The organism is Frigoribacterium sp. CFBP 8754 (genome assembly GCF_014841815.1).
In the GTDB taxonomy this organism is placed as follows: Bacteria; Actinomycetota; Actinomycetes; order Actinomycetales; family Microbacteriaceae; genus Frigoribacterium; species Frigoribacterium endophyticum.
The window spans coordinates 15,880-38,161 of sequence record NZ_JACYUO010000004.1 but is presented as its reverse complement, the minus strand read 5'-3'; the positions used below and the strand labels follow the sequence as shown (position 1 = coordinate 38,161).

The window sequence follows — 22,282 nt, the reverse complement described above, 5'->3', positions numbered from 1 at the left end:
GACGGGGCGCGACCGCGGGTGCGGCGCACGGAGGCAGCGGCGCCCGCGAGGGCAACCGGAGGTGCGGGGAGGGCATTCCGCCGCGACGGCGCGGCGGCGGGACTCTCAGGAGGAGCGCAGGTTCGACCGCCTGCAGTCAGCGGCAGGCGCGGAGGCGCGTCAGGCGGAGGGGCGTCAGGCGGAGGCGCGTCGGAGGGGCGTCACGCGTCGAAGCCGGTGCGCACCGCGGCGATGTCGTCGCCGCCGTGGCCGCGGTCGGACGCGCGCCCGTAGAGGCCGGCCAGCGCCTCCAGCAGTCCGGTGTCGACGGGCGTGCCGTCGGCCGCCTCGCGCATGAGGTCGATGTCCTTCCGGATGCCGTCGAGGGCGAACTGCGCGGGGTACTCGCCGGCGATCATCGTCGCGCCCTTGACGTGCGCGTACTGGCTGTCGGACTGCCCGCCGGCGATGGCGTCGAGGAAGAGCCGGGGGTCGAGCCCGAGGGCCTGCGTCAGGGCGAGCGACTGCGCGGTCGCCGCCGTGATCGACGCGATCCAGGCGTTGGCGGCGAGCTTGAGCGCCGTGCCCTGGCCCACCTCGGTGCCGGCCACGACCGTCTTCGCGCCCATGGCGTCGAGCACGGGGGTCGCCCGGGCGACGAGGTCGGGGTCGCCGGCGGCGAGCATGACGAGCGCACCCGTCTCGGCGGGCTTCTTGGTGCCGAGCATCATCGCCTCGACGAGCGGCACGTCGAGCTCGCGGGCGAGGTCGACGACCTGGGCGGTGGCGGCGGTGCCGATCGTGCTCGCCTGGACCCAGAGGGGCGCGTCGGCGGAGTGCCGGGCCCGGCCGCCCTCGCGGAGCACGTCGAGCACCGCGGGGCCGTCGAACAGCACCGTCACGACGACGTCCGCGTCGGCGACGGCCTCGGCGACCGTGTCGGCCACGCGGGCCCCGTCGTCGGCGAGCGGCTCGGCCTTGGCCCGGGTGCGGTTCCAGACCGTCACGTCGAAGCCCTCGCGGAGCAGCGTCCTGGCGACGCCGCCGCCCATGATCCCGGTGCCGATGACTGCGACGTGCATGCCCTGGTGCTCCTTGCCGGCGGCCGTCGTGCGGCCGCGTCGATGTGCGGGGGCGGGCTGGTGCACCGCCGAGGTGCACCGTACGCCGGGCGGCTCGGGGCACGCCCGGGGCCGGGGGGAGGCGCGGGTCGGCCGCCGCGGGGAGCCGCCCCGGCAGGGCGGCTCAGTCGACGGCGTCCTCGCCCACCGGGTCACGGCGGATCGCCCGCCGCACGCGCTCGACGACGGAGGGGTTCGGCGGCTCGTTGTACGTTCCGGCGAGCTCCTGGCCGCTGAGGCGCGCGATGGCCGCCATCACCTCGTCGGTCGCCTGGCGCCGGGCGCGGCCCGACTTCGCCTCGCCGTGGTGCGACAGGTCGATCGGCTCGCCGAACTCGACGGTGAAGCGGGTGAGGCGCGGCAGGGTGGAGCCGACCGGCTGCAGCTCCTGCGTGCCGGTCAGGGCGACGGGCACGACGGGGGCGCCGCTCGTGAGGGCGAGCCAGGCGACGCCCGTGCGGCCCTTGTAGAGACGTCCGTCGAGCGATCGGGTGCCCTCGGGGTAGATCGCGAAGGCGGCCTCCTGCGTCAGGCGCTCGAGCCCGAGGTCGAGGGCGTGCTGCGCGGCGGAGCCGGCGCCGCGCTCGACGCCGATGGCCCCGATGCCGGTGAAGAAGGAGCGGCGAAGCCGGCCCCGGAGGCCCGCGCCCGTGAAGTAGGCGTTCTTCGCGAGGAACGACACCTCCCGCGGGGCCATCAGCGTGATGACGACGCTGTCCATGAACGACAAGTGGTTGCTGGCGAGGATGACCGCGCCCTGCTTGGGCACGTTGCGGCGTCCGACGACGCGGGGCCGCCAGAGGAGGCGCACGAGGGGCGCGAGGACAGCCCGGCTGACGAAGGTGAGCACGCTCCAGGGTGCCCGACGCCGCATGCCCGGGCGGGCATGCTCGCCGGGCGTCGACGGGCCGTGCGCCGGCGGCGGGTGACGGCCGGAGGCGCGGCGGGCGAGGGGCGGGCGGGAGGCGCGGAGCCGGCGGACCACCCGCGGCGGGTACGGCGGGTGTCCTCCTTCTGACTGATTGCGCGCCTCCGACGGACCTGTCTAGGCTCGTCGCGGGGATGCAGGTGCGCCGTGGGGGCGCACCGGGGGGACGACGATGACGCACGACATGCAGGAGCCGACGACTCGCGACAGTCAGGGGGCCGACGCGATCATCGCACTGCCGGCCGGGCGTCTCCGGCGGGCGGCCTACGCCGTCGCGCCGGCGGTCTACCTCTACTTCGCGGCGGTGGCGTCCGCCGGGGCCGCGGGGGCGGCCCGGGCGGACTTCGTCGCGGCCGACGTCGCCGTCGTCCTCTACGGTCTCGCCGCGGCGGTCGCCGTCGCGCTGCTCGTCACGATGACGGTGATCCGCGTGCGGGTGCGACTCGGTCTGCCGCTGCTGCTGCAGCCGGTGCAGGCCCTGTACCTGAGCGCTCCCCTGGGCTGCGCCTTCCTGCTCTCGGCCGCGTACGTCTCCCGCCTCCACGGCGGCATGTTCGCCGGCGGCTTCGAGGCGATGGTCGGGACGACCCTCGCGCTCGTGCTGCTCGCCCGACGCGTCTCCGAGCTCCAGCTCGGCTCCGCCGGCCCGGTCTCGGGGCCGATCCGGGTGCCCCTGCGGCCTGCACCGCAGGTCGTGAAGGTCGCCGAGGTCGACGATCTGCCGGTCATCGACGCGCGCCAGGCCCAGGGCTGACGACGACGCCCACGGATCGCCCCGACCCACGAGGTCGGAGGCGATCAGACCGCCGGGGCTCGCCCTGGCCCGCCCCGGCGCGGCCGGTCGACAGCGTCGGTCGACAGCGCCGGTCGTCAGCGCCAGTCGTCGGGCGGGACGTCGTCGACGTAGGGGTCGAAGGGCGGCTCGTCGTCGTACGGGTAGGGCTCGAGGTCGGGAGCGCCCCCGCTGGCCGGAGCCGCCGCCGGTGTGGGGCGCGTCGCCGGGCGTGAGCGAGCGGGCGCGGCCCGCCGGGCCGCCCCGGGCGCCGTGGCGGGCCGGGCCTCGTCGGCCCCGCCCCCTCCCCCGCCGAAGCTCGGACCGGAGCTCGCCGGGCCGCGCTCGGCCGCCGCGGCGGCGGCCTCCTCGGGCGAGACGCCGGCCACGACGTCGAGCACCTGCTGGCCGTAGGTGTCGAGCTTCTTCTGCCCGACGCCGCTGATGCCGGCGAGCTCGGTCATCGACGAGGGCCGGGCCGCGGCGACGCCGCGCAGGGTGACGTCGCCGAAGACGACGTAGGCGGGCACGCCCTGGGCCTTCGCGACCCCGGCCCGCCACTGGCGCAGCGTCTCGAACAGCGGCACGTCGGCGGCGTCGAGGTCGGCGGCGCCGGCACCGGTGCGCGAGCCGCGCGACGAGCCGTCCGCCCCGCGGGCCGAGCGCGATCGGGGGGCCCGCTCGGGCTCCTTGCGGAGACGGACGGGCCGCGAGCCCGAGAGCACCTCGGCCGCGGCGTCGGTGATGAGCAGGGTGCCGTAGCCGTCGGGCGAGACGGCCAGCACGCCCTGGGCGAGCAGCTGGCGCACGACGCCCCGCCATTCGATCTCGCTCAGCTCGGTGCCGATGCCGAACGTGCTGAGCTGCTCGTGGCGGTTCTGCGTGATGCGCGGCGTCGTCTTGCCGAGCAGGATGTCGATGATCTGGCCCGCGCCGAACTGCTGGTCGCGCTCGCGCTTGAGGCGCACGATCGTCGACAGGAGCTTCTGCGCCGGCACGGTGCCGTCGAGCGACTGCGGCGGGTTCAGGCAGGTGTCGCAGTTGTGGCACGGCGTGCTCGCCTGGCCGAAGTAGCCGAGCAGCTGCACGCGGCGGCACTCGACCGTCTCGCAGAGCGCGAGCATCGCGTCGAGGTGCGCGCTGAGCTTGCGGCGGTGGTCGGCGTCGCCCTCCGACTGGTCGATCATGCGGCGCTGCTGCATGACGTCCTGCAGGCCGTAGGCCAGCCACGCGGTGGCGGGCAGGCCGTCTCGCCCGGCCCGCCCGGTCTCCTGGTAGTAGCCCTCGACCGACTTGGGCAGGTCGAGGTGGGCGACGAAGCGGACGTCGGGCTTGTCGATGCCCATGCCGAAGGCGATCGTGGCGACCATGACGATGCCGTCTTCACGGAGGAAGCGCGACTGGTTGCGGGCGCGCGTGCCCGCGTCGAGGCCCGCGTGGTAGGGCAGCGCGGCGATGCCCTGCTTCACCAGGAACTCGGCCGTGCTCTCGACCGACTTGCGCGAGAGGCAGTAGACGATGCCGGCGTCGCCGTCGTGCTCGGCGCGGACGAAGCGGAGCAGCTGCTGCTGCGGACCGTCTTTCGCCTCGATGCGGTACTGGATGTTGGGGCGGTCGAAGTCGGCCACGAAGTGCGCGGCGTCGTCGAGCTCGAGCCGCCGCGAGATCTCGCGGTGGGTGGTCTCGGTGGCGGTCGCGGTGAGGGCGATGCGCGGCACGTCGGGCCAGCGCTCGTGGAGCACCGACAGCTCGAGGTAGTCGGGGCGGAAGTCGTGGCCCCACTGCGCGACGCAGTGCGCCTCGTCGATCGCGAAGAGCGAGACCCGGCCGCGGTCGAGGAGCGACTTGGTGCTGTCGAGCTTCAGCCGCTCGGGCGCGAGGTAGAGCATGTCGAGCTCGCCCGTGACGAAGGCCTGCTCGACGGCACGGCGCTGGTCGGGGTCTTGCGTGCTGTTGAGGAACGACGCCCGCACGCCCACGGCCTCGAGGGCGTCGACCTGGTCTTGCATCAGCGCGATCAGCGGCGAGACGACGACCCCGGTGCCGGGGCGCACGAGCGCGGGCACCTGGTAGCAGAGCGACTTGCCGCCGCCGGTCGGCATCAGCACGAGGGCGTCGCCGCCGCCGACGACCTGGTCGATGATCGCCGCCTGGTCGCCGCGGAAGGCGTCGTAGCCGAAGACCCGCTGCAGCACCTCGACGGGCGAGCCGGCCCGCGCGGAGGCGTCGGTCGCGCTGCCGGAGGCGTCGGTCGGGCTGCCGGTGGCGGGGGCTGCGGAGGAGGGGGGAGCGTCGGTCACCAGGCGAGTCTAGGAGGCGCCACCGACGCGGTCAGCCGACCCGCGACTCCACCGGGTGACGCCCCGTGAGCTCGCTCGCGGGGGAGGACGCGAGCTCGCCCGACCTGTGGAACGAGCGCAGCACGAGCCAGGCCCAGAACGGCGTGCAGACGACCGTCACGGCGAGCGCGAGGGGGCTGCCGTCGCTCGACGGGGTGCCCGCGTAGGGCGCCAGGAGGAGGAAGAGGACCGTGTTGTTGAGCACGTGCGCGACGATGGCGGCCTCGAGCCCGCCGGTGCGCCAGGTCAGCCAGGCGGCGGTCACGCCGAAGACGGCGACGTCGAGCACACCCCAGACGTTGTAGGCGTGCGAGAGGCCGAAGGCGACGGTGGGCACGACGATCGCGACGAGCGGCCGGGCGATCCACGACCCCAGCGACTGCATCGCGAAGCCGCGGAAGACGTACTCCTCCGCGCTGGCCTGCAGGGGCACGAGCAGCAGGATCACGACGACCGACCAGACGAGGGCCGCGGGCGGGGTCGTGACGGGCCCGGAGCCCAGATCGTCGCCCGTGACCAGCGGCACGACGAGGTAGCTGAGCAGGACGGTGAGGGCCATGAAGGCCGCGGCCGGGCCCACGCAGCGCAGCAGCCAGCGCCAGCGCAGGCGACCGGCGACGCTCGACAGCTGGCCCCAGCCGCCGAGCCCGGCGAGCTTCGTCGCGAACAGCACGGAGGGCAGCATGGTCGCGATCGAGCCCAGCGTCGCGAGCATGACCAGGGGCTGGGAGGCGTCGAGCGGGTCGTCCTGGAGGCCCTCGGCCAGGCGGGAGGCGGCGTCCGCTCCCCCGGCCGCGGCGACGACGGCGTAGAGGGCGAGCACGACCGCGTTCGACGCGACGACGTAGAAGACCGTGCCGAGCAGGAGCGCCAGCAGAGGCCGGTACCAGCGGTACGTCGGCAGGGTGCGGAACAGGCGGTGGTAGGCGACGGTCACGGGGTCGAGGCTAGCCGGGACAGCTGCGACGCCGGACGGCCCGGCCGCACCGTGGGGTGCGACCGGGCCGTCCGGGTCGAGCTGTGCGGCGGGGCGTCAGTCGGTGGTGCCGACCGAGGCGGTGCGACGGCGACGGAGGCGCGTGGCCGTGACCACGCCGGCGCCGGCCAGCATCAGGGTCAGCGCGAGCGCCAGCCCGGTCATCGCGGCGTCGGAGCCCGTGTAGGCGAGGTCACCCGAGGCCGTGACGCGCGTGGGGCGGGTCGACGTGCCGGTGCCCGCACCCGTCCCGGTGCCCGCACCGGTGCCCGCTCCGGCCCCGGGGGCGGGGACGGCGGGGTCGGTCGGAGCCGGGGTCGGGTCGACGACGACCGGCTCGGCGGCGGCGGCGAGGACGACGGGCACGTCGACGACCGTCCCCGTCCCGGCCACCGTGACGCGCAGCTGACGCACGACCGGGCCGGCCGTGGGGGCCGTGACGCCGGCGGGCACCGCGAACGACAGCGTCGCGCGCCCGGTCTCGTCGCCCTTGTCGACCACGGTGCGGTCGATCGGCTGCGAGGCGAGCTCGACGCCGTCGAGGCTGACCGAGACGGTGCCCGTCTCCGGCCCGACCTGCGAGCTGAAGAGCAGCGACGAGAGCGACAGCGTCACCGTGTCGCCGGCCGCGAAGCCGGCCTCGGGCGACGGGGTCGCCGTGACGCCGACCGAGCGCTGGGTGAAGTCCGGCGTGGCGACGCGGGCGGGCGAGCCGGCGGGCACGGTGAAGTAGTCCACCTGGGCCTGTAGGTCGACCTTGCCGCTGTCGGCGGCCGAGCCGGTGTTGAAGGCGGTGAAGTTGTCGCCGCCCGACGACAGGAACGAGTTGACCGTGACCTTGTACGAGGCCGCGCGGTCGAGCTCCGCGCCGTTCAGCGTGATCGTGCGGATGCGCTCACCGGAGGCGGCGGCCGGGTCGTACGTGTAGCTGAGGCCCTTCGAGACGCCCAGCTTGAGGAACGGCCGCGACGACCCGGCGGGCTGCCACTGCTGCTCGAGAGCCTGCTCGATCTGCGCCCCCGTCATGTCGACGACGACGAGCGTGTTGGCGAAGGGCTGCACGGCGGCGGCCTCGGCGAAGGTCAGGTTGCCGGCGGGGTCGCTGGCGCCCGCGGAGGCGTAGCGCAGGTCGGCACGGAGGCCGCCCGGGTTCATGAAGGCCATCTGCGACCCGTTGCCGACCGTGGCCTCGAGCTGCACGTCGGCGACGAAGTTGCCGAGGGTCGACTCGCCTCCGCGGTTCTCGGTGCCGTCGGACTGCACGGCGCGGGGGAAGTCGGCGGTGATCTCGCCGACCTTCTTCGCGCCCTCGACCGCGGCGACCGCGACGGCGTCGCTGACGATCTTCGCGACCTCGGGGTCGGGCGTCGCCTTCTGGTAGAGCGGCAGCAGCTCGCTCGTGACCGTCGTGGCCTTCGTGTCGGCGTCGAACGTGATCGCGAGGTGGCTCAGGTTCGCGCCGTAGCTGCCGGTCTGCACGACTGGGCGAGGCGTGGTGCCGCCGGTCGGCACGACCGAGAAGTTGTACGACTGGTGCGTGTGGCCCGACAGGATCGCGTCGACCTTCGGCGAGACGTCGGTCGCGATGCGGGCGAAGTCGCCGCCCGCGTCGAGCGCCGTGCCCGACGAGTTGCCCTCGTGCACGAGCAGCACGAGCACGTCGGCCTCGCCGTTCTCGGCGGCGCCGTCGCTGAGGTCGTCGGCCACGTCGTTGACGCTGTCGACGATGTCGCCGAAGGTGAGGCCGGCGATGCCGGACGGGCTGACCAGCTCGGGCATCAGCTCGGTGATCGCGCCGATGTAGCCGACCCTGACGCCGCCGACGTCCTTGACGAAGTAGGGGTCGTAGGCGTGCGAGCCGTCGGCCCGGAAGATGTTGGCCCCGAGGTAGGGGAAGTCGCTGGCGTCGTCGACGCGGCCGTTGAGGTCGTCCTGGCCGCGGTCGAACTCGTGGTTGCCGAGCGCGCTGACGTCGAGGTCCATCGCGTTGAGCGCGTCGAGGGCCGGCTTGTCCTCCTGGATGAAGGAGGTGAACGTCGAGGCACCGATGTTGTCGCCCGACGACACGAACGACGTGTTCGGGTGGGTCGTGCGGAACTGGTCGACGAACCCGGCCATGACGGCGGCGCCGGCGACCGGCGAGGCCTCCTGCGCGATGCGCCCGTGGAAGTCGTTGATGCCGAGGATGTCGATGGTCGTCGGGGCCGCCTGGGCCGGGACGGCGGCCACGAGACCGGCGCCGAGGGTGGCGACGGCGACGAGCGAGAGGGCGGCGCGACGGCGACGACGCGGCGCTCCCGTCTCGGCCGGAGGTGCGATGGGGTGACGGGGGCGCATGTGCGGTGTGTCTCCTGGTGTCCGTGCGTGATCTCAGGCCCGCGGGAGGTGCCCGGGGCGGCCCGTCCCTCGGACGAGGGACAGACCCGACGAACATAAGATCTGGCTGGGAGCCGCACAAGGCTCCGCACACGTTCGTCACGTGCTGTTAACGCGACGGTCGTCGTCCACCCCCACCGCGCCTCCGGAGGTCCCGTTGCTGTCCGTGCTCCTCGGCCTCGCCGCCGCCGTCGCCTACGGCTCGGGCGACTTCCTCGGCGGTCTCGCGGCGCGTCGCCTGCCGCCCCTCCGCGTCACGGCGATCTCGGCGGCGAGCGGCCTCGTGCTGCTGCTCGTGCTGCTCGTCGTGGTGCCCGGCACCCCCTCCGGCGCCGCGGTCGGCTGGGGCGTCGCGAGCGGCGTGGCCGGCGCCGCCGCCATCGCCCTGCTCTACGCCTGCCTCGCGATCGGGCCGATGAGCATCCTGTCGCCGCTGACCGCCGTGGTCTCCGCGATCGTGCCGGTGGGCGTGGGCCTGCTGCAGGGCTCGCGGCTCGGGCCGGCCGGCTGGGCGGGCATCGCGCTCGCCCTCGTCGCCGTGGTGCTCGTCGGGTTCGTGCCCGACGCCTCCGCCCCGAAGCCGACCGCCGCCGGCCTGCTGATGGCCCTCGCGGCGGGCGTCGGCATCGGCGTCGTCCTCGTCTTCCTCGACCAGACGCCCGCCGACTCCGGCCTCGTGCCGCTGGTCGCGAACCGGGTCACGAACGTGGTGCTGACCGGAGGCGCGGTGGCGGTGCTCGCCCTGGTCGCGATCTCGAGGCGGCGGTCGCCGGGCGTGGGAGGCGCGGGTCGAGCAGGAGGCGCGGGTCACGCGCTGCCGACGGCTCACGCCTCCGGCACGGCCGGGCCGGCAGGCGTGCCGTCGGTGGCCCGGGGCCTCGCCCCCGCTCTCCGCCTCGCCCTGCTCTGCGGCGTGGCCGACGCCGGGGCGAACGTGCTCATCCTCCTCGGGCTCCGGCTCGGCGACCTCACCGTGATGAGCGTGCTGACCGCGCTCTACTCCGCCGTGACGGTGGTGCTGGCCGCCGTCGTGCTGCGGGAGCGGCTCACCCGGTCGCAGGTCGTCGGCCTCGTGCTCGCCCTCGCGGCGGCCGTCCTGCTCGCGCTCGACTGAGCACGGCCCCCGTCGTCGTCGACGGCCCGCCCGCTCAGTCCTCGATGAGCCGCTTGCCGAGCACGACGACGTCCTGCCGCTCGTAGCCGAGCGCGCTCCACGCGGCGAGCGCGTCGTCGTTGCCCGACCGCACCATCAGCTGCAGCTTGGGGCAGCCCGCCTCGGTGAGCAGCCGCTCGACCTCGGCCACGAGCGCGCGGGCCCGGCCGCCGCCGCGGAGGGCCGGGGCGACGGCGACGTAGTAGAGCCAGCCGCGGTGGCCCTCGTGACCGGCCATGGCGGTGGCGACCACCGCCTCCTGCACTCCCCCGTCGGCCGTCTCGACCCGATCGGTGCCGACGAGGAAGAGCTCGGGCTGCACCTGGAGCTTGCGCTCGATGTCGCGGCGCGGGTCGTTCCACGGGCGGGTCAGGCCGCACTCCTCCCACAGGGCGACGACGGTCTCGGTGTCGGCGGGGGCGAAGGCGCGGATCTCCATCGGTCGAGCCTGCCAGACCGCGAGCGGCCCGGCGGCCCGGGCCGGTGGCGGAGCAGGCAGGAGTCGCGGGTCGAGGCCCGCCCGGAGGCCCGGTCGTAGGATGGGCCGTCTGCCCCGCCGACCCCGAGGAGCCCGTGTGACCCGAGCCGACCCCCGCCGCCGCCTGGCCGTGCTCGGCTCGCCGATCGCCCACTCGCTGTCACCGAGCCTGCACGCCGCGGCCTACGAGGTGCTCGGGCTCGACTACGACTACGGCCGCGCCGAGGTCGCCTCGGGCGAGCTGCAGGGCTTCGTCGACGGCCTCGACGCGAGCTGGCGGGGGCTCAGCCTCACCATGCCGCTCAAGCGCGAGGTGCTGCCGCTGCTCGACACCGTCTCGCCGCTCGCGGCCCTGCTCGGCGTCGCCAACACCGTCGTCATCGACGACGACGACCACCGGCACGGGCACAACACCGACGTCGACGGCATCGTCCGCGCCGTGCAGCGCCGACACGACGTGCGGCCCGAGTCGGCCGTGATCCTCGGCGGGGGCGCGACGGCGGCCTCCGCGATGCACGCGGCCTGGCAGCTGGGAGCCCGGTCGTTCTCCGTCCACCTCCGCAGCCCCGGCCGCGCCGGCGAGCTGACCGCCCTCGCCGCGGAGCTCGGCGGCGACGTCGTCGTGGCCCCGCTCAGCGAGCTGCCCTCCATCGGCCCCCTCGACTTCGTCGTCAGCACCCTGCCCGCCGGCGCGGCCGACGACCTGCCGCTGCGGCCGCGGAGCTCGACGTCGGTGCTGTTCGACGTCGCCTACGACCCGTGGCCGACGCGCGCCGCGAGCGCCTGGGCGGCGCAGGGCGGCGTCGTGCTCAGCGGGCTCGACATGCTCGTCGAGCAGGCGATCGGGCAGGTGCGGTTGTTCACGGGGGGCGCGGCCGACGAGCCCCTCCCCGACGAGGGCGCCGTGCGGGCGGCCGTCCGTGCGGCGGCCGGGCTCGAGGCGGAGCCGTCGGGCGCCGCCGACCACCACGATCTCAGCGGCCACCACGACCGCGGCGGCCGCGGCGACCGGGCGGTGGTCTGACGTGCGTCCCACCCCGCAGCCCGTCGCCCTGCGCTCGGTGACCCTGGGCGACGGTCGCCCCGCCGTCTGCGTGCCGCTGGTCGGGCGCACGGCCGCCGCGCTGGAGGCCACCGCCGTCGGGCTCGCGGCCCTGCCCCGGGGCGTGGTCGACGTCGTCGAGCTCCGCCTCGACTACCTCACCGCCGTCGCCGACCACGACCGCGTGCGGGAGGCCGTGGCCGCGGTGCGGCGGTCGCTGCGCGACGACGTCCCGCTGCTCGCGACCTTCCGCACGAAGCAGGAGGGCGGCGAGCGCGACATCACGCCCGACGCCTACGGTGCGCTGATCGACGCGGTCGTCGCCCTCGACCCGGCCGAGCGCCCCGACGCGGTCGACGTCGAGATGTACACGCAGCCCGACGTGCGCGAGCACCTCGTCGACGCCGCGCACGGCGCGGGGCTCCGGGTCGTCATGTCGTCGCACGACTTCACGGCGACGCCGCTGCGTGCCGAGATCGTCTCGCGCCTCGTCGAGCAGCAGGAGAACGGCGCCGACGTGGTCAAGCTCGCCGCGATGCCGACGTCGCCCGCCGACGTGCTGACCCTCTTGGCGGCCACCGACGACTTCCGGTCGGGGCCCGGCCTGGTGCCCGCGGTGACGATGTCGATGGGGCCGCTCGGCGCCGTCTCGCGTCTCGCCGGCGAGACGGTCGGCTCGTGCCTGACGTTCGGCGCGGTCGGGGCGACGAGTGCGCCGGGGCAGCTCGACGCACGGGCCCTCGGCGCCGCGCTCGACCTGCTGCACGGGGCCTGACCGGGGCGGGGCGACCGGGGGCGCTGTCAGCCGAGGTGATCGGACCGGCCTGGCCCGCGCCTCCCCCAGATCGAGGGTCGACCGCGTCGTCTGCCGACGCGTCGGGTGCTGCGAGGCCTCCGGCGGACCCGACCTCGGCTCCACCACCGGGAAACGAGCGACGGGCGTCGCTCAACAGGAGTCTCGAGGCCGAGGATCCGCCGGAGTGACCCGAGGTTACCTCGCCGCCCGACCTGTCTCGGCCCGTCGTCCCCCGTCCACCCGGGTGACGCTCAGCCAGGGCTCGGCCCGCCCGAGGGCTGCCCACAGGCCCCGGAGGGGTGAGGAGCGCTCGACGAGATCGTGACGGAGGAGGCGCGGGGTCAGTACCCTTCAGGCACCCGGAGCAGAGGCTCCGGCTCACGAAGGAGAACCCATGAGCATCGGCGGCGGAATCGCCTTGATCGTGATCGGCGCGATCCTCGCGTTCGCTCTCGACTTCCAGGTCGCGGGCATCGACATCCAGCTGATCGGCTACATCCTCATCGCGGCGGGCATCATCGTCACGATCCTCGGGCTCGTCTTCGCGACGCGTCGTCGCCAGGTGACCTCGACCTCGCGCAGCGCGGTCGACCCGGTCAGCGGCGAGCAGGTCACGCGTCGCTCGACGCGCGACGACGGCGGCCCGATCGTCTGATCGACCCCGCACGACCCCTCGACGGGCCGCGCCCCCTCCCGACCCCTCGTGGTCGCGGCGGGGACGCGGCCCGTCGCTCGTGTCGGGAGGCGCGGGCGGGCGCCGAGTGGTCACGATCTGCTCGTCCCGGCGGCCGGGAGCAGCAGTTCGTGACCACTCGCCGGGCGAGGTCGTGCGCCGGGCGGAGACAGGCGGGCGGAGACAGGTGGGAGGCGCAGAGCGGGTGGCGCGGTCAGCCGACCGTGGAGCGCAGCGTCGACGAGCCGTCGGGCAGGCGTCGCACCTCGATGCGGTCGGCGATGCGCTGCTTGAGCTCGTCGACGTGGCTCACGATGCCGATCACCCGGCCGGAGTCGGAGAGGCGGCCGAGCTCGGTCATCACGGCGTCGAGCGTCTCGGGGTCGAGCGAGCCGAACCCCTCGTCGACGAAGAGCGTGCCGAGCTCGAGGCCGCCCGCCTCCGCCTGGACCACGTCGGCGAGCCCGAGCGCGAGGCTCAGCGAGGCGTAGAAGGTCTCGCCGCCCGAGAAGCTCGCGGGGTCGCGGGTCGTGTCGGTCGACGCGTCGCGGATGGCGAGCGCGAGGCCCGTGCGCCGGGAGCGGGAGCCCTGCTCGCGCTCCTCCGAGGCCTCGAGCACGTAGCGACCGCTCGACATCACCCGCAGCCGGGCGTTCGCGGCCGCGACGACGTCGTCGAACCGACGGAGGAGCACGTACGTGCCGAGCGTCACCCCGCGCACGTTGACGGTGCCGGTGGCGCTCGTGAGGTCGGCCATCCGCACGACGGCCCGCGCCTCCTCGGCGACGGACTCGCCCGCGGCCTCGGCACGTCGGAGCGCGGCGAGCGCCTCGGTCGCGCGTCGGGCCCGGTCGGCGGACCGCCCGGCCGCGTCGGTGGCCGCCGCGAGGTCCACCTCGGCGACGCCGAGAGCCCCCTCCGCGGCCGGGACGTCGACCTCCTCCTCACCGGTGAGGGCGGCGATGGACGGGTCGGCCAGGCCCGCGCCGACGACGGCCAGCTCGGCGTCGTGCCCCGCGACGCGACGACCGAGGGAGTCGCGCTCCGGGCCGGGCAGGACCGCCGCGGCGGCGTCGTCGGCCGTCGCGAAGCCCGAGGCGGCCAGCGCCTCGGCGAGCTCGACGCGACGCTGGTCGTGCGCGATCCGGGCGACCTCGGCCGCGCGGAGGGCGGAGACGAGACGATCCGCGAGGTCGGCGCGACGGGTGAGGAGGCCGACGCGGTCGGCGACGGTCCCGGTCGGCCGCTCGGCGTGGCCGTCGGCGTTCCCGTCGGCACGCCCCTCGGCTCCTGCTCCGGCGACGGCCTCGGCGACGAGCGCCTCGTCGTCGGCGAGCCGGCGTCGATCGCCCTCGAGCCGCTCGGCGCGGGTGGCTCGGAGCGTGCGGGTCGTCTCGGCCCGGGTGCGCAGCGCCTCCGCCTCACGGTCGTGGTCGTCGAGCGCCCGCTCCGCGGCCCGGGCGGAGGCCACGGCGGCACGGGCGCGGTCGAGCGCCTGCTCCGCCTCGCCGACGGCCTCCCGGGCCCCGGCCTCGTCGAGGTCGCCGAGCCCCGCCACGGCGACGTCGAGACGGGCACGGGCCGCGGCCGCGGCGGCGGCCGCGTCGCGCTGCCGCTGCCCCGCGGCGCGGGCGGAGTGGGCGGCGGCCTCCACGTCGTCGTCGGTCGGGTGGTCGTCGGTCGGGGCGGCCGGGGCCGGGTGCTCGATCGACCCGCAGACCGGGCACGGCTCTCCGGCCTCGAGCGAGAGCGCGAGCTGGCCGGCCGTGCCGGTGATCTGCCGACGACGGAGCCCGGCCTCGAGGTCGAGCTCGACCAGCGCCTCCGTCGACCGGTCGGCGAGGAGCTCGTCGAGCCGCGTCGCCTCCTCCCGCAGCGCGTCCGTCGCGAGCACGGCGGCGAGCTGCGCACGGGCGTCGGCGACCCGGCGGGCGACGGCGGGCTCGTCGTCGGCCGACCGCCGGGCGGCCTCACGAGCGGTGACCAGGGCGGCCCTCGCGACGGGGCCCTCGGCGAGCTCGGCGTCGAGCGCCGCGAGGTCGACGTCGACCTGCTCGAGCGCTCGGCCCGCGTCGAGCAGCTCGGCACGACGGCCGGGCAGCCCCCGCTCGACGGCGGCGACCCGGCCGAGCACGGCGAGGTCGGAGCGCAGGTCGTCGCGGTGGGCCGCGACGGCGGCGGCCACCTCGGGCAGCGTGGGGCCCTCTCCCCCGTGGCTGTCGAAGTTGTCGAAGCCAGCGGTGCCGTCGGTGCTGTCCGCGCGCTCGGCCGACGACCACGCCCCGGTGACGAGCACCAGCCCGGGCACGGACTCCAGCTCGGGGTCGGCGTCCGTCGCCGCCTCCCGTGCGTCGACCAGCGTCGCGCCCGCCTCGGCGAGCGCGGCCTGCGCCGCCCGGAGGCCCCGCGCCGCTCCGGTCACCGTCTCGGCCCGGCCCGCGGCCTCGAGGCGCGACCGGGCCTCGTCGACCGCGACCGCCGCCTCCGTCAGGCGGGCGCTCCGGGCCTGCAGGTCGGCGCGGAGATCGAGGGCCGCGCGCAGACGGCGCTGCTCGTCGAGGCGGCGCCGCGCGTCGTCGTGCACCCGTCGAGCAGCGCCCCGCCGCTCGGCGGCCGCGTCGGAGTCGCGGACGAGCGCTGCGAGGACGCCGTCGACGGTGGCCGGGAGACCCTCGGCGCCCTCGGCGGGCTGAGCCCCCGAGTCGCCCGAGTCGCCCCCGGCACCCGCACCGACCGGGGCGGCCTGCCCGGCGAGGGCCGCCTCCAGCGCCGCTCCGACGACCGGGTCGTCGTCGACCCCGACCGCCTCGCGCAGCCGGGCGACCGCGAGCTCGACGCCCCGGTCGGCCTCGGCGACGGCCGCGTGGGCCGCGCGCCGCCCCTCGGCCAGGCGGGCCGTCGTCAGCTCGTAGATCTCGGTGCCGAAGAGGGACTGCAGCATGCGCCGGCGGTCTTCCCCCGACGAGCGGAGGAACGCCGCGAACTCGCCCTGGGGCAGCACGACCGTCTGCACGAACTGCTGACGGGTCAGGCCGAGCACCCGGCCGATCTCGTGCCCGACCTCCTGCGTGCTGGTGGACACCACCTCGCCGTCGACCGCGTCGGGCGAGGTCAGGCGGACGAGCGTGGCCGTCGCGTTCGCCGGCGTCGTGCCGGTGCCCCGGCTCTTCGGCCGCTGCCACGCCGGGCTCCGGCGGATGCGGTGCACGCCGGCCGCCGTCTCGAACACGAGCTCGGCGAACGGCTCGACGTGCGCCGCGGCGTGGTGGCTGCGGAGGCGGTCGCGGCTGGCGCCCTCGCCGGCGAGCTGCCCGTAGAGGGCGAAGACGATCGCGTCGATGACGGTCGACTTGCCGGCCCCGGTCGGCCCCTCGAGCAGGAAGGTGCCCGAGGCGCCCAGCGCCGCGAAGTCGATGGAGTGCTCGCCGGCGTAGGGGCCGAGGGCGCGCAGGGTCAGCCGGTGCAGGATCACTCGCTGCCCTCGCTCGCCCTCGCGGCCTCGTACGCCGCGCGCACGACGGCGAGCTCGGCGTCGGTCGCCGGGGCCCCCGAGGCGAAGGCGACGAAGTCGGCCGCGACCTCGACGGGGTCGGTCTCGGCCGTCACCACGCGCAGCCGGGGAGAGTCGACGGCGCCGACGGGCGTGTGCAGCACGGCGAGTGCGTGCGGGAACCTCTCCCGGACGCGCGCCCACAGGTGGTCGGGGTGCACGGGGTCGGTGACGCTGACCCGCAGCCAGGCGTCCACGAGGTCGTCGTGCCGGCCGTCGAGCAGGTGCTCGAGGGTGTCGGTCACCTCGGCCAGACGGCGCGGCACCGGTGCGGCGACGAGCTCGACCTCCACCGTGCCGTCGGCGGCGAGGTCGACGACGGCCGTCGACTTCACGTGCCCGACCTCGCCGAACGAGAAGGCCAGGGGCGAGCCCGAGTAGCGCAGCACCGGGTGCGACCCGGCGGCGGCGCCCACGCGCTGGGCGCCGTGCAGGTGGCCGAGGGCGACGTAGTCGACGCCGTCGAAGACCGCCGAGGGCACCACGTCGACCCCGCCGACGCGGATGTCGCGTTCGCTCTCGCTCCGCTCGACGACGGCGCCGCCCGCGACGAAGGCGTGCGCGACGACGACCGAGCGGGTGCCGGGCCGCGTCGCGAGGTCGGCCCTGACCCGGTCGAGCGCCGCGCCGACGACGGCCTCGTGCGACCGGGCGAGGGGCCCGTCGGCGCCGTCGGGCGCGAGCGCGTGCCGCACGGTGTCGGGGTCGAGGTAGGGCAGCCCGTAGAAGGCCACGGGCCCGTGCGCGTCGTCGACGACGACCGGCTCGTCGAGCCGGTCGACCGCGGCCAGCACGTGCAGGCCCGGCCGCATCAGCTCGGCGGCGAAGCCCAGCCGCGCGGCGGAGTCGTGGTTGCCCGGCGTCACGACGACGACGGCGAGCTCGCTCAGCCGTCGCAGGGCCGAGCCGAGGAGGCGCACGCTGGGCACCGAGGGCACGGCCCGGTCGTACACGTCGCCCGCCACCACGACCACGTCGACCGCGCGCTCGGCCACGAGGTCGACCAGGTGGTCGACGAAGGCGGCCTGGTGCTCGAGGAGGTCGACGCCGTGCAGGGTCCGCCCCAGGTGCCAGTCGCTCGTGTGCAGGATGCGCACGGGGCCCCTCTCGCTCGCGGTGGTCGTGGCGCCGGCGGTGCTGCCGGACGGTCGTCACTGTATCGACGCCGACCGACACCCGAGGTGCGGCGTGGCCCTGCCTGCGGGGCCGGCACCGCGCCTCCTCGTCGCCCGTCGGCCTCGGGAGGGAGGAACATGGTCGGAGCCCGCGCCGCCCGCACCGACCGAGACGCCCCCGGAGACCCCCGTGACCCTCACCGAGACCGACACGACCGCCCTGCGCGAGGCGGTCGCCGCCCGCCGCGAGGCGATGATCGCCGACCTCGTGGCCTACGCGTCGCTCGAGACCCCCTCCGACGACGTCGACCTGCTCGCCGCCGGGCTCGCCTGGATCGAGGCGTGGCTCGAGCGGACGGCCGGCCCCGCCGCCGCCCGCCGGGTGAGCGTCGTCGAGGGCTACGGCGACGCCGTCACGCTCGAGCACCCGTCGCCGACCGGCTCGACCGAGTGGGTCACGGCGCTCTGCCACTACGACACGGTCTGGGCCGAGGGCACGCTCGCCGAGTGGCCCGTGCAGATCGACGGCGACCGCATGACCGGCCCCGGTGTCTTCGACATGAAGTCCGGGCTCGTGCAGCTCGGGCACTCCCTGGCCGTCTCCGATTCACTCGGCCTGCCGCGGCCCGGCGTGCGCATCGTGCTGACCGGCGACGAGGAGGTCGGCAGCATCGCGTCGCGCCCCGTGATCGAGGCCGAGGTGAGCCGGGGAGGCGCGGTGCTCGTCTTCGAGTCCGCCGCCGAGGGCGCGGTCAAGACCGCCCGCAAGGGCGTCGGCATCTACGAGGTCGAGACGTTCGGCGTCGAGGTGCACGCCGGGCTCCACCCGCGCGGCGGGGCGAGCGCCATCGACGAGATGGCCCGTCTCGTGCTGCAGCTGCACGGCGAGGCCGACGTCGAGGCCGGCACGTCGCTGAACGTCGGCATCGTGCAGGGCGGCACGCGGACGAACGTCCGGGCCGGGCACGCCCGCGCCATGGTCGACGTGCGGGTCACCCGGGCCGACGAGGCCGCCCGCGTCGAGCGGCTGTTCGCGTCGCTCGCCCCGCACGACCCGCTCGCCCGGGTCGAGGTCACCGGCGGCTGGAACCGCCCCGTGATGGAGCGGTCGGCGGCGACGGGCGCGCTCTACGAACGGGCCGCCGCGGTCGCCGGCCAGCTGGGCTTCGAGCTGCGCGAGGTGTCGGTCGGCGGGGCGAGCGACGGCAACTTCGCGGCCGCGCTCGGCGCCGCCGTGCTCGACGGGGTCGGCGGCGTGGGCGGCGGCGCCCACGCGCGCCACGAGTGGATCAGCCTCGACGGCATGGTGGAGCGCAGCGAGTTCGTCGTGGCGCTGCTCGCCGAGCTGGCGTAGCGCGGCCGGGCGCCCGCACCGGGCGTCAGAGGGCGCGCGTCAGGCGCCGGGCTGTTCGCCCGCGTGCGCCACGGCGTCGTCGACGATGTGCGAGACGTGCAGGTCGGCGACCGAGTAGATCGCCTCGCGCCCGACGCGGTCGACCTGGACGAGGCCCGCAGCTCGCAGGGTGCGCAGGTGCTGCGAGACGAGGGGCTGTGACAGCCCGGACGCCTCGACCAGGGCGGAGACCCCCGCCTCGCCCTCGCCGAGGAGGCGGAGCAGGCGCAGGCGGGACGACGACGACAGCGCCTTGAACAGCTCGGCGGCGGCCTCGAGGCCCTCGGTGGACATGGAGACACATTAGCCGCGGCGCATGCGACGCGCGCGGCCGCGGTGCCGGGCGCACCGAGGGCCCCGCTGACGAGCGGGGCCCTCGGTCGCGACGATCAGTGCTCGTCGTAGTGGTCGCCGTGCTGAGCGTGCTTGTGCTCGCCGTGCACGTAGTCGACGTGGTCGTCGTGCGTCACGGTCTCGTGGCCGCAGTCGGTGCCGTGCTGGTGCTCGGTGACGGTGTGCTCGGCGTGGGTCTCGGTGTCGGTCATGGCGGTCCTTCCGGAGGGGCGGGTCGTGCGGGCAGGAGCAGTCCATCATGACGCATGCACGGATTGCAATGCGTTCATCCAATCGATGATGAGAACCAGCACCGACAGGAGCGCGAGACACCGCGACCATGACCGACGACGACCGGCGGCGGCCTCAGCCCTGGCGCGTGTTCCAGCGCGGGTTCGCCTTGTTGATGACGTAGACGCGACCGCGCCGGCGCACCACCTGCGAGCCGGGGACGAGCTTCAGTGCCTTGAGCGAGTTGCGGACCTTCATGGGTGACCTCCGTGTTGTTGAGAACGGTTTTCATCTAGGGTAGCCGCATGAGACACGACCTGCCGAGCCAGCGCCTCCCACGACACCGGGGGGTCACCCTCGTGGCCGGGCAGGAGGAGGCGGCCCTGCAGCACGTCGCCGACACGCTCGCCCGCCCCGACAGCCACCGACTGGCCCCGGGGCCCGACGTGCACGACGCCGTCGACGAGGTCCACCGTGCCGTGCTCGACCTCGCCCGGAGCGGCGAGCCCGTGGACGTCGCCGTCCAGCTGCGCCCCGGCACCCCGACCCGCTCGACGGCGCTGCTGCTCGGCTCGCTGCTCGACCACGACCTCGGCCGCCCCGACGGGGCGTCGCTGCTGCAGCACGTGGCGTGCGTGGTCAGCGCCGACGACCTCGCCGACCTCGTGCTGCGCGGCACGGACGACCGCTTCGCGGCGGCCGAGCACGTCGTGGAGCTCGTGGAGCACGCGACCCTCGTCGTGCTCACCGACGTGGGCGCGGTGACGGAGCGCGAGCACCGCCTCCTCGCGGCCCTGCTCGGGGTGCTGGCCCCGACCGCGACGGTGCTGCCGATCACGTCGCTGACGGCGGGCTGCCTGCCCACGCCGGGCCGCGCCTCGGCCCTCTCCGGCTCCGCGGGCTGGATGCGGGCCCTCTCCGACGACGCCCCCGACGTCGTCGAGGGCGACCCCGTGTCGACGGTGGTCTACCGCGACGAGCGGCCCTTCCACCCCGAGCGCCTGGCCGTCGCCCTGGAGCAGACGTTCACCCCCGGGCCGGCCGGCACCGTGCTCCGGTCACGGGGCTTCACCCAGTTCGCGACCCGGGCCGACCGGGTCGGCTCCTGGTCGAGCGTCGGCCAGATGCTCAGCCTCGACCCGACGTCACGGCCGTCGTGGCACCCGGAGTCGCCGCACGGCCAGCAGATCGCGTTCTTCGGGCTCGACCTCGACGCCGGACTCGTCCGTCGCGCGCTCGACGAGTGCCTCCTCACGGACGCCGAGCTGCTCGCCGACCCGGCCTCGTGGCGCGACCTGGTCGACCCCTTCCCGACCTGGGACGACGCGACGGGGCGGCCGGGGCACGGTCACGCCCACTGAGCTGGCTCGCCCCGAGGGGCCGAGCCGCCACGGGCTCAGGGCCAGAAGCGGTGCACGACGGCCTGGAGCAGCGACCCCGACACGTCGCCGAACTCCGTCAGCGTGATCACGACGCCGTCGCGCTCGAAGATCGTCAGCAGCCCGGCGTCCGCCGACGACCCCGCCGTGCCGGGGTGCGAGTACGCGCAGCGCTGCCCGCCGAGCGACTCGGTGCAGGCGAAGCCCTCCAGGCTGAGGTCGTACAGGTACTGGTCGGAGACCTCGGGGGCCACGACGCTGTACTCGACGCTCGTGCCGAGGTCGGAGCCGGGTGACGACCAGAGGCACGCGAGGGCCTCGGCGGCCAGCACGGGCCGCTCGCTCTTCATGACGGCGTCCGCCTCCGCGCGGGGCTCGAGCTCGACGACCGGACGGTCGCCCACCGCGGCCACGGCCTCGGCGGGGGGCAGGACGTCGTCGCACGACGTCGGGAGGGAGGCCGGAGCGGCGATCGCCGCCCCTGCGCCCTCCGAGCTGGGCGTCGGGCTCACCGTGGCCGCCTGGGTCGCCTCGGCCTCGCCGGAGCCGTGGCCCGCCACCGACACCTGACGGTGGGAGGCGGAGGCGGCGCCGTCGTCAGAGGCGCAGCCGGCCGCCGAGAGGGCGATGCCGACGACGAGCACGAGGCCGCCGAGGGCACGGGACGACGGTCGCCGACGGGTCGCACCGACGGGTGCGGAGCGGAGCGAGAGCATGGTCCTCCTCAGGGCCGGCGTCGGGCCGCTGCAGGCCGACGGGGAGACCGTAGCGGGCCGCCGTCCGACACCGGGTCGACGTGACCAGATCGTGACCGGCACGGGCGGGGATCATCCCCGAGGTTGACGGGCGACTCCTCCCCCGCTCACTAGCGTGAGCACGGGGCCCGACCGAGGGCCCGCCGCGAGCGCCAGGGGTGCGCGCGGCACCTGCCCGTCGAGGAGAACCGCCATGTCGCACGTCCGCCCGCTCACCACCGTCACGGCCGCCGCCCTCGTCGTGCTCGCCCTGGTCGGCTGCTCGGGGACGCCCGGGGGCGACGCCACGGCGTCGCCGACCCCGACGGCCACGGCCACCGGCGACGCCGCTCCGACGCCGGCCCCGACGCCGACCGCCGAGCCCGACACGACCCCGGCCCCCACGGCGACCGCGGCCCCCGACGCGTCGCCGGTCGTCACCATCCCGACCGACTGCACGCAGATCGTCGACACGGCGACGTACCAGGCGACCATGGGCTCCACGCCGCTGAACCCGGAGGCGTACCCGCGGCGCGACGGCAGCGCCCGCGGCGCCCGCACGCCCGGCGTCCCCGCGGCCGGCGACGCCCCCTTCGTCATCGCCGACACGGCGGCGGAGCTCGACTGCCTCTGGCGCGACCCGGCCGCGGACGTCACCGGGCTGTCGGTGCAGCTGGGGCGACTCGACGAGGCCACCAGCGCCGCCCTGCTGCAGCAGGCGGAGGCGCGCGGGGCCAGCTGCTCCGAGGCCCACGACGGTCGGCTCTGCCAGCAGACCGCCGTCGACGCGATGTACGGCACCGACAGCACCGACACCTACTTCGTGCGAGGCGACCTCTTCATCGCCGTCGGGCAGTCGAACTACCCGACCGACGACCTGCTCGTGTCGATCCTGACGCACCTCTCGAGCTGAG

General features: G+C 75.6%; 20 protein-coding genes. 8 read left to right on the top strand and 12 right to left on the bottom strand.

What is annotated here, in order from left to right; genetic code table 11:
- Positions 1-200 precede the first annotated feature (200 nt).
- Together IFT72_RS16700 and IFT72_RS12070 are read right to left on the bottom strand one after the other, a co-directional pair.
- Complete coding sequence (locus IFT72_RS16700) at positions 201-1,127, bottom strand: NAD(P)-dependent oxidoreductase (RefSeq protein ID WP_371741284.1); 927 nt, start codon at positions 1,125-1,127, stop codon at positions 201-203.
- 97 nt (positions 1,128-1,224) lie between these two features.
- Complete coding sequence (locus IFT72_RS12070) at positions 1,225-1,974, bottom strand: lysophospholipid acyltransferase family protein (protein WP_192046592.1); 750 nt, start codon at positions 1,972-1,974, stop codon at positions 1,225-1,227.
- 226 nt (positions 1,975-2,200) lie between these two features.
- Here IFT72_RS12070 and IFT72_RS12065 point away from each other — a divergent pair, with 226 nt between their 5' ends.
- On the top strand, positions 2,201-2,782 hold the full coding sequence (locus tag IFT72_RS12065; RefSeq protein ID WP_192046591.1) for a hypothetical protein: 582 nt from the start codon (positions 2,201-2,203) through the stop codon (positions 2,780-2,782).
- Positions 2,783-2,898: 116 nt separating this feature from the next.
- On the opposite strand, the gene recQ is transcribed toward IFT72_RS12065, so the two are convergent.
- From recQ to IFT72_RS12050, 3 genes are all read right to left on the bottom strand, one after another.
- Positions 2,899-5,100 carry a DNA helicase RecQ gene (gene recQ / locus IFT72_RS12060; RefSeq protein ID WP_192046590.1) on the bottom strand — a complete coding sequence of 734 codons (2,202 nt, stop codon included), beginning with the start codon at positions 5,098-5,100 and terminating at the stop codon, positions 2,899-2,901.
- Positions 5,101-5,131: 31 nt separating this feature from the next.
- Entirely contained in the window at positions 5,132-6,076 is a 945-nt protein-coding gene (locus IFT72_RS16695) for a type II CAAX endopeptidase family protein (protein WP_192046589.1), read from the bottom strand.
- Between the two features lie 96 nt (positions 6,077-6,172).
- Complete coding sequence (locus IFT72_RS12050) at positions 6,173-8,452, bottom strand: bifunctional UDP-sugar hydrolase/5'-nucleotidase (protein WP_192046588.1); 2,280 nt, start codon at positions 8,450-8,452, stop codon at positions 6,173-6,175.
- A gap of 205 nt (positions 8,453-8,657) precedes the next feature.
- Here IFT72_RS12050 and IFT72_RS12045 point away from each other — a divergent pair, with 205 nt between their 5' ends.
- Complete coding sequence (locus tag IFT72_RS12045; RefSeq protein WP_371741294.1) at positions 8,658-9,605, top strand: EamA family transporter; 948 nt, start codon at positions 8,658-8,660, stop codon at positions 9,603-9,605.
- Between the two features lie 34 nt (positions 9,606-9,639).
- Here IFT72_RS12045 and IFT72_RS12040 read toward each other — a convergent pair whose 3' ends face one another.
- Positions 9,640-10,083: a GNAT family acetyltransferase gene (locus tag IFT72_RS12040; protein WP_192046586.1), complete on the bottom strand. Its 444-nt coding sequence runs from the start codon at positions 10,081-10,083 to the stop codon at positions 9,640-9,642.
- Positions 10,084-10,219: 136 nt separating this feature from the next.
- On the opposite strand from IFT72_RS12040, the gene IFT72_RS12035 reads away from it, so the two are divergent.
- The 3 genes from IFT72_RS12035 to IFT72_RS12025 all read left to right on the top strand — a co-directional run bounded on the left by IFT72_RS12035 (position 10,220) and on the right by IFT72_RS12025 (position 12,615).
- Positions 10,220-11,146, top strand: a complete 927-nt coding sequence (locus tag IFT72_RS12035; RefSeq protein ID WP_371741283.1) for a shikimate dehydrogenase — start codon at positions 10,220-10,222, stop codon at positions 11,144-11,146.
- A 1-nt stretch (position 11,147) separates the two neighbouring features.
- Positions 11,148-11,939, top strand: a complete 792-nt coding sequence (gene aroD / locus IFT72_RS12030) for a type I 3-dehydroquinate dehydratase (RefSeq protein WP_192046584.1) — start codon at positions 11,148-11,150, stop codon at positions 11,937-11,939.
- Between the two features lie 415 nt (positions 11,940-12,354).
- Positions 12,355-12,615: a DUF6458 family protein gene (locus IFT72_RS12025; protein WP_056051981.1), complete on the top strand. Its 261-nt coding sequence runs from the start codon at positions 12,355-12,357 to the stop codon at positions 12,613-12,615.
- Between the two features lie 232 nt (positions 12,616-12,847).
- On the opposite strand, the gene IFT72_RS12020 is transcribed toward IFT72_RS12025, so the two are convergent.
- Positions 12,848-16,105, bottom strand: coding sequence for an AAA family ATPase (locus IFT72_RS12020; protein ID WP_192046583.1), 3,258 nt, complete (start codon positions 16,103-16,105; stop codon positions 12,848-12,850).
- A complete protein-coding gene (locus IFT72_RS12015; protein ID WP_192046582.1) occupies positions 16,102-17,280 on the bottom strand; it encodes an exonuclease SbcCD subunit D C-terminal domain-containing protein in 1,179 nt (392 codons plus the stop codon). Before IFT72_RS12015 ends, IFT72_RS12020 begins: the two co-directional genes overlap by 4 nt.
- Positions 17,281-17,488: 208 nt before the next feature.
- Between IFT72_RS12015 and IFT72_RS12010 the strand changes: the two genes are divergently transcribed.
- Positions 17,489-18,652 carry a M20/M25/M40 family metallo-hydrolase gene (locus IFT72_RS12010; RefSeq protein ID WP_197981488.1) on the top strand — a complete coding sequence of 388 codons (1,164 nt, stop codon included), beginning with the start codon at positions 17,489-17,491 and terminating at the stop codon, positions 18,650-18,652.
- A gap of 39 nt (positions 18,653-18,691) precedes the next feature.
- Here IFT72_RS12010 and IFT72_RS12005 read toward each other — a convergent pair whose 3' ends face one another.
- The 3 genes from IFT72_RS12005 to ykgO all read right to left on the bottom strand — a co-directional run bounded on the left by IFT72_RS12005 (position 18,692) and on the right by ykgO (position 19,513).
- A complete protein-coding gene (locus tag IFT72_RS12005) occupies positions 18,692-18,985 on the bottom strand; it encodes a helix-turn-helix transcriptional regulator (RefSeq protein WP_056051972.1) in 294 nt (97 codons plus the stop codon).
- A 95-nt stretch (positions 18,986-19,080) separates the two neighbouring features.
- A complete protein-coding gene (locus IFT72_RS12000) occupies positions 19,081-19,236 on the bottom strand; it encodes a hypothetical protein (protein WP_056051970.1) in 156 nt (51 codons plus the stop codon).
- Between the two features lie 154 nt (positions 19,237-19,390).
- On the bottom strand, positions 19,391-19,513 hold the full coding sequence (gene ykgO, locus IFT72_RS11995) for a type B 50S ribosomal protein L36 (protein ID WP_056051966.1): 123 nt from the start codon (positions 19,511-19,513) through the stop codon (positions 19,391-19,393).
- A 47-nt stretch (positions 19,514-19,560) separates the two neighbouring features.
- Between ykgO and IFT72_RS11990 the strand changes: the two genes are divergently transcribed.
- Positions 19,561-20,616 carry a GTP-binding protein gene (locus IFT72_RS11990; protein ID WP_192046581.1) on the top strand — a complete coding sequence of 352 codons (1,056 nt, stop codon included), beginning with the start codon at positions 19,561-19,563 and terminating at the stop codon, positions 20,614-20,616.
- A gap of 35 nt (positions 20,617-20,651) precedes the next feature.
- Here the strand turns inward: IFT72_RS11990 and IFT72_RS11985 are convergent, their stop codons facing one another.
- Positions 20,652-21,350, bottom strand: a complete 699-nt coding sequence (locus tag IFT72_RS11985) for a hypothetical protein (protein ID WP_056051957.1) — start codon at positions 21,348-21,350, stop codon at positions 20,652-20,654.
- A 232-nt stretch (positions 21,351-21,582) separates the two neighbouring features.
- Here IFT72_RS11985 and IFT72_RS11980 point away from each other — a divergent pair, with 232 nt between their 5' ends.
- Positions 21,583-22,281, top strand: coding sequence for a hypothetical protein (locus IFT72_RS11980; RefSeq protein WP_192046580.1), 699 nt, complete (start codon positions 21,583-21,585; stop codon positions 22,279-22,281).
- Position 22,282 lies beyond the last annotated feature (1 nt).

Coding starts and splice junctions, on each gene's coding strand:
- IFT72_RS11990 (WP_192046581.1), top strand. CDS start 19,561: ATGAGACACGACCTGCCGAGCCAGCGCCTCCCACGACACCGGGGGGTC.
- IFT72_RS12065 (WP_192046591.1), top strand. CDS start 2,201: ATGACGCACGACATGCAGGAGCCGACGACTCGCGACAGTCAGGGGGCC.
- IFT72_RS12040 (WP_192046586.1), bottom strand. CDS start 10,083: ATGGAGATCCGCGCCTTCGCCCCCGCCGACACCGAGACCGTCGTCGCC.
- IFT72_RS12005 (WP_056051972.1), bottom strand. CDS start 18,985: ATGTCCACCGAGGGCCTCGAGGCCGCCGCCGAGCTGTTCAAGGCGCTG.
- IFT72_RS12000 (WP_056051970.1), bottom strand. CDS start 19,236: ATGACCGACACCGAGACCCACGCCGAGCACACCGTCACCGAGCACCAG.
- IFT72_RS12050 (WP_192046588.1), bottom strand. CDS start 8,452: ATGCGCCCCCGTCACCCCATCGCACCTCCGGCCGAGACGGGAGCGCCG.
- IFT72_RS11985 (WP_056051957.1), bottom strand. CDS start 21,350: ATGCTCTCGCTCCGCTCCGCACCCGTCGGTGCGACCCGTCGGCGACCG.
- IFT72_RS12025 (WP_056051981.1), top strand. CDS start 12,355: ATGAGCATCGGCGGCGGAATCGCCTTGATCGTGATCGGCGCGATCCTC.
- IFT72_RS12070 (WP_192046592.1), bottom strand. CDS start 1,974: ATGCGGCGTCGGGCACCCTGGAGCGTGCTCACCTTCGTCAGCCGGGCT.
- IFT72_RS11980 (WP_192046580.1), top strand. CDS start 21,583: ATGTCGCACGTCCGCCCGCTCACCACCGTCACGGCCGCCGCCCTCGTC.
- ykgO (WP_056051966.1), bottom strand. CDS start 19,513: ATGAAGGTCCGCAACTCGCTCAAGGCACTGAAGCTCGTCCCCGGCTCG.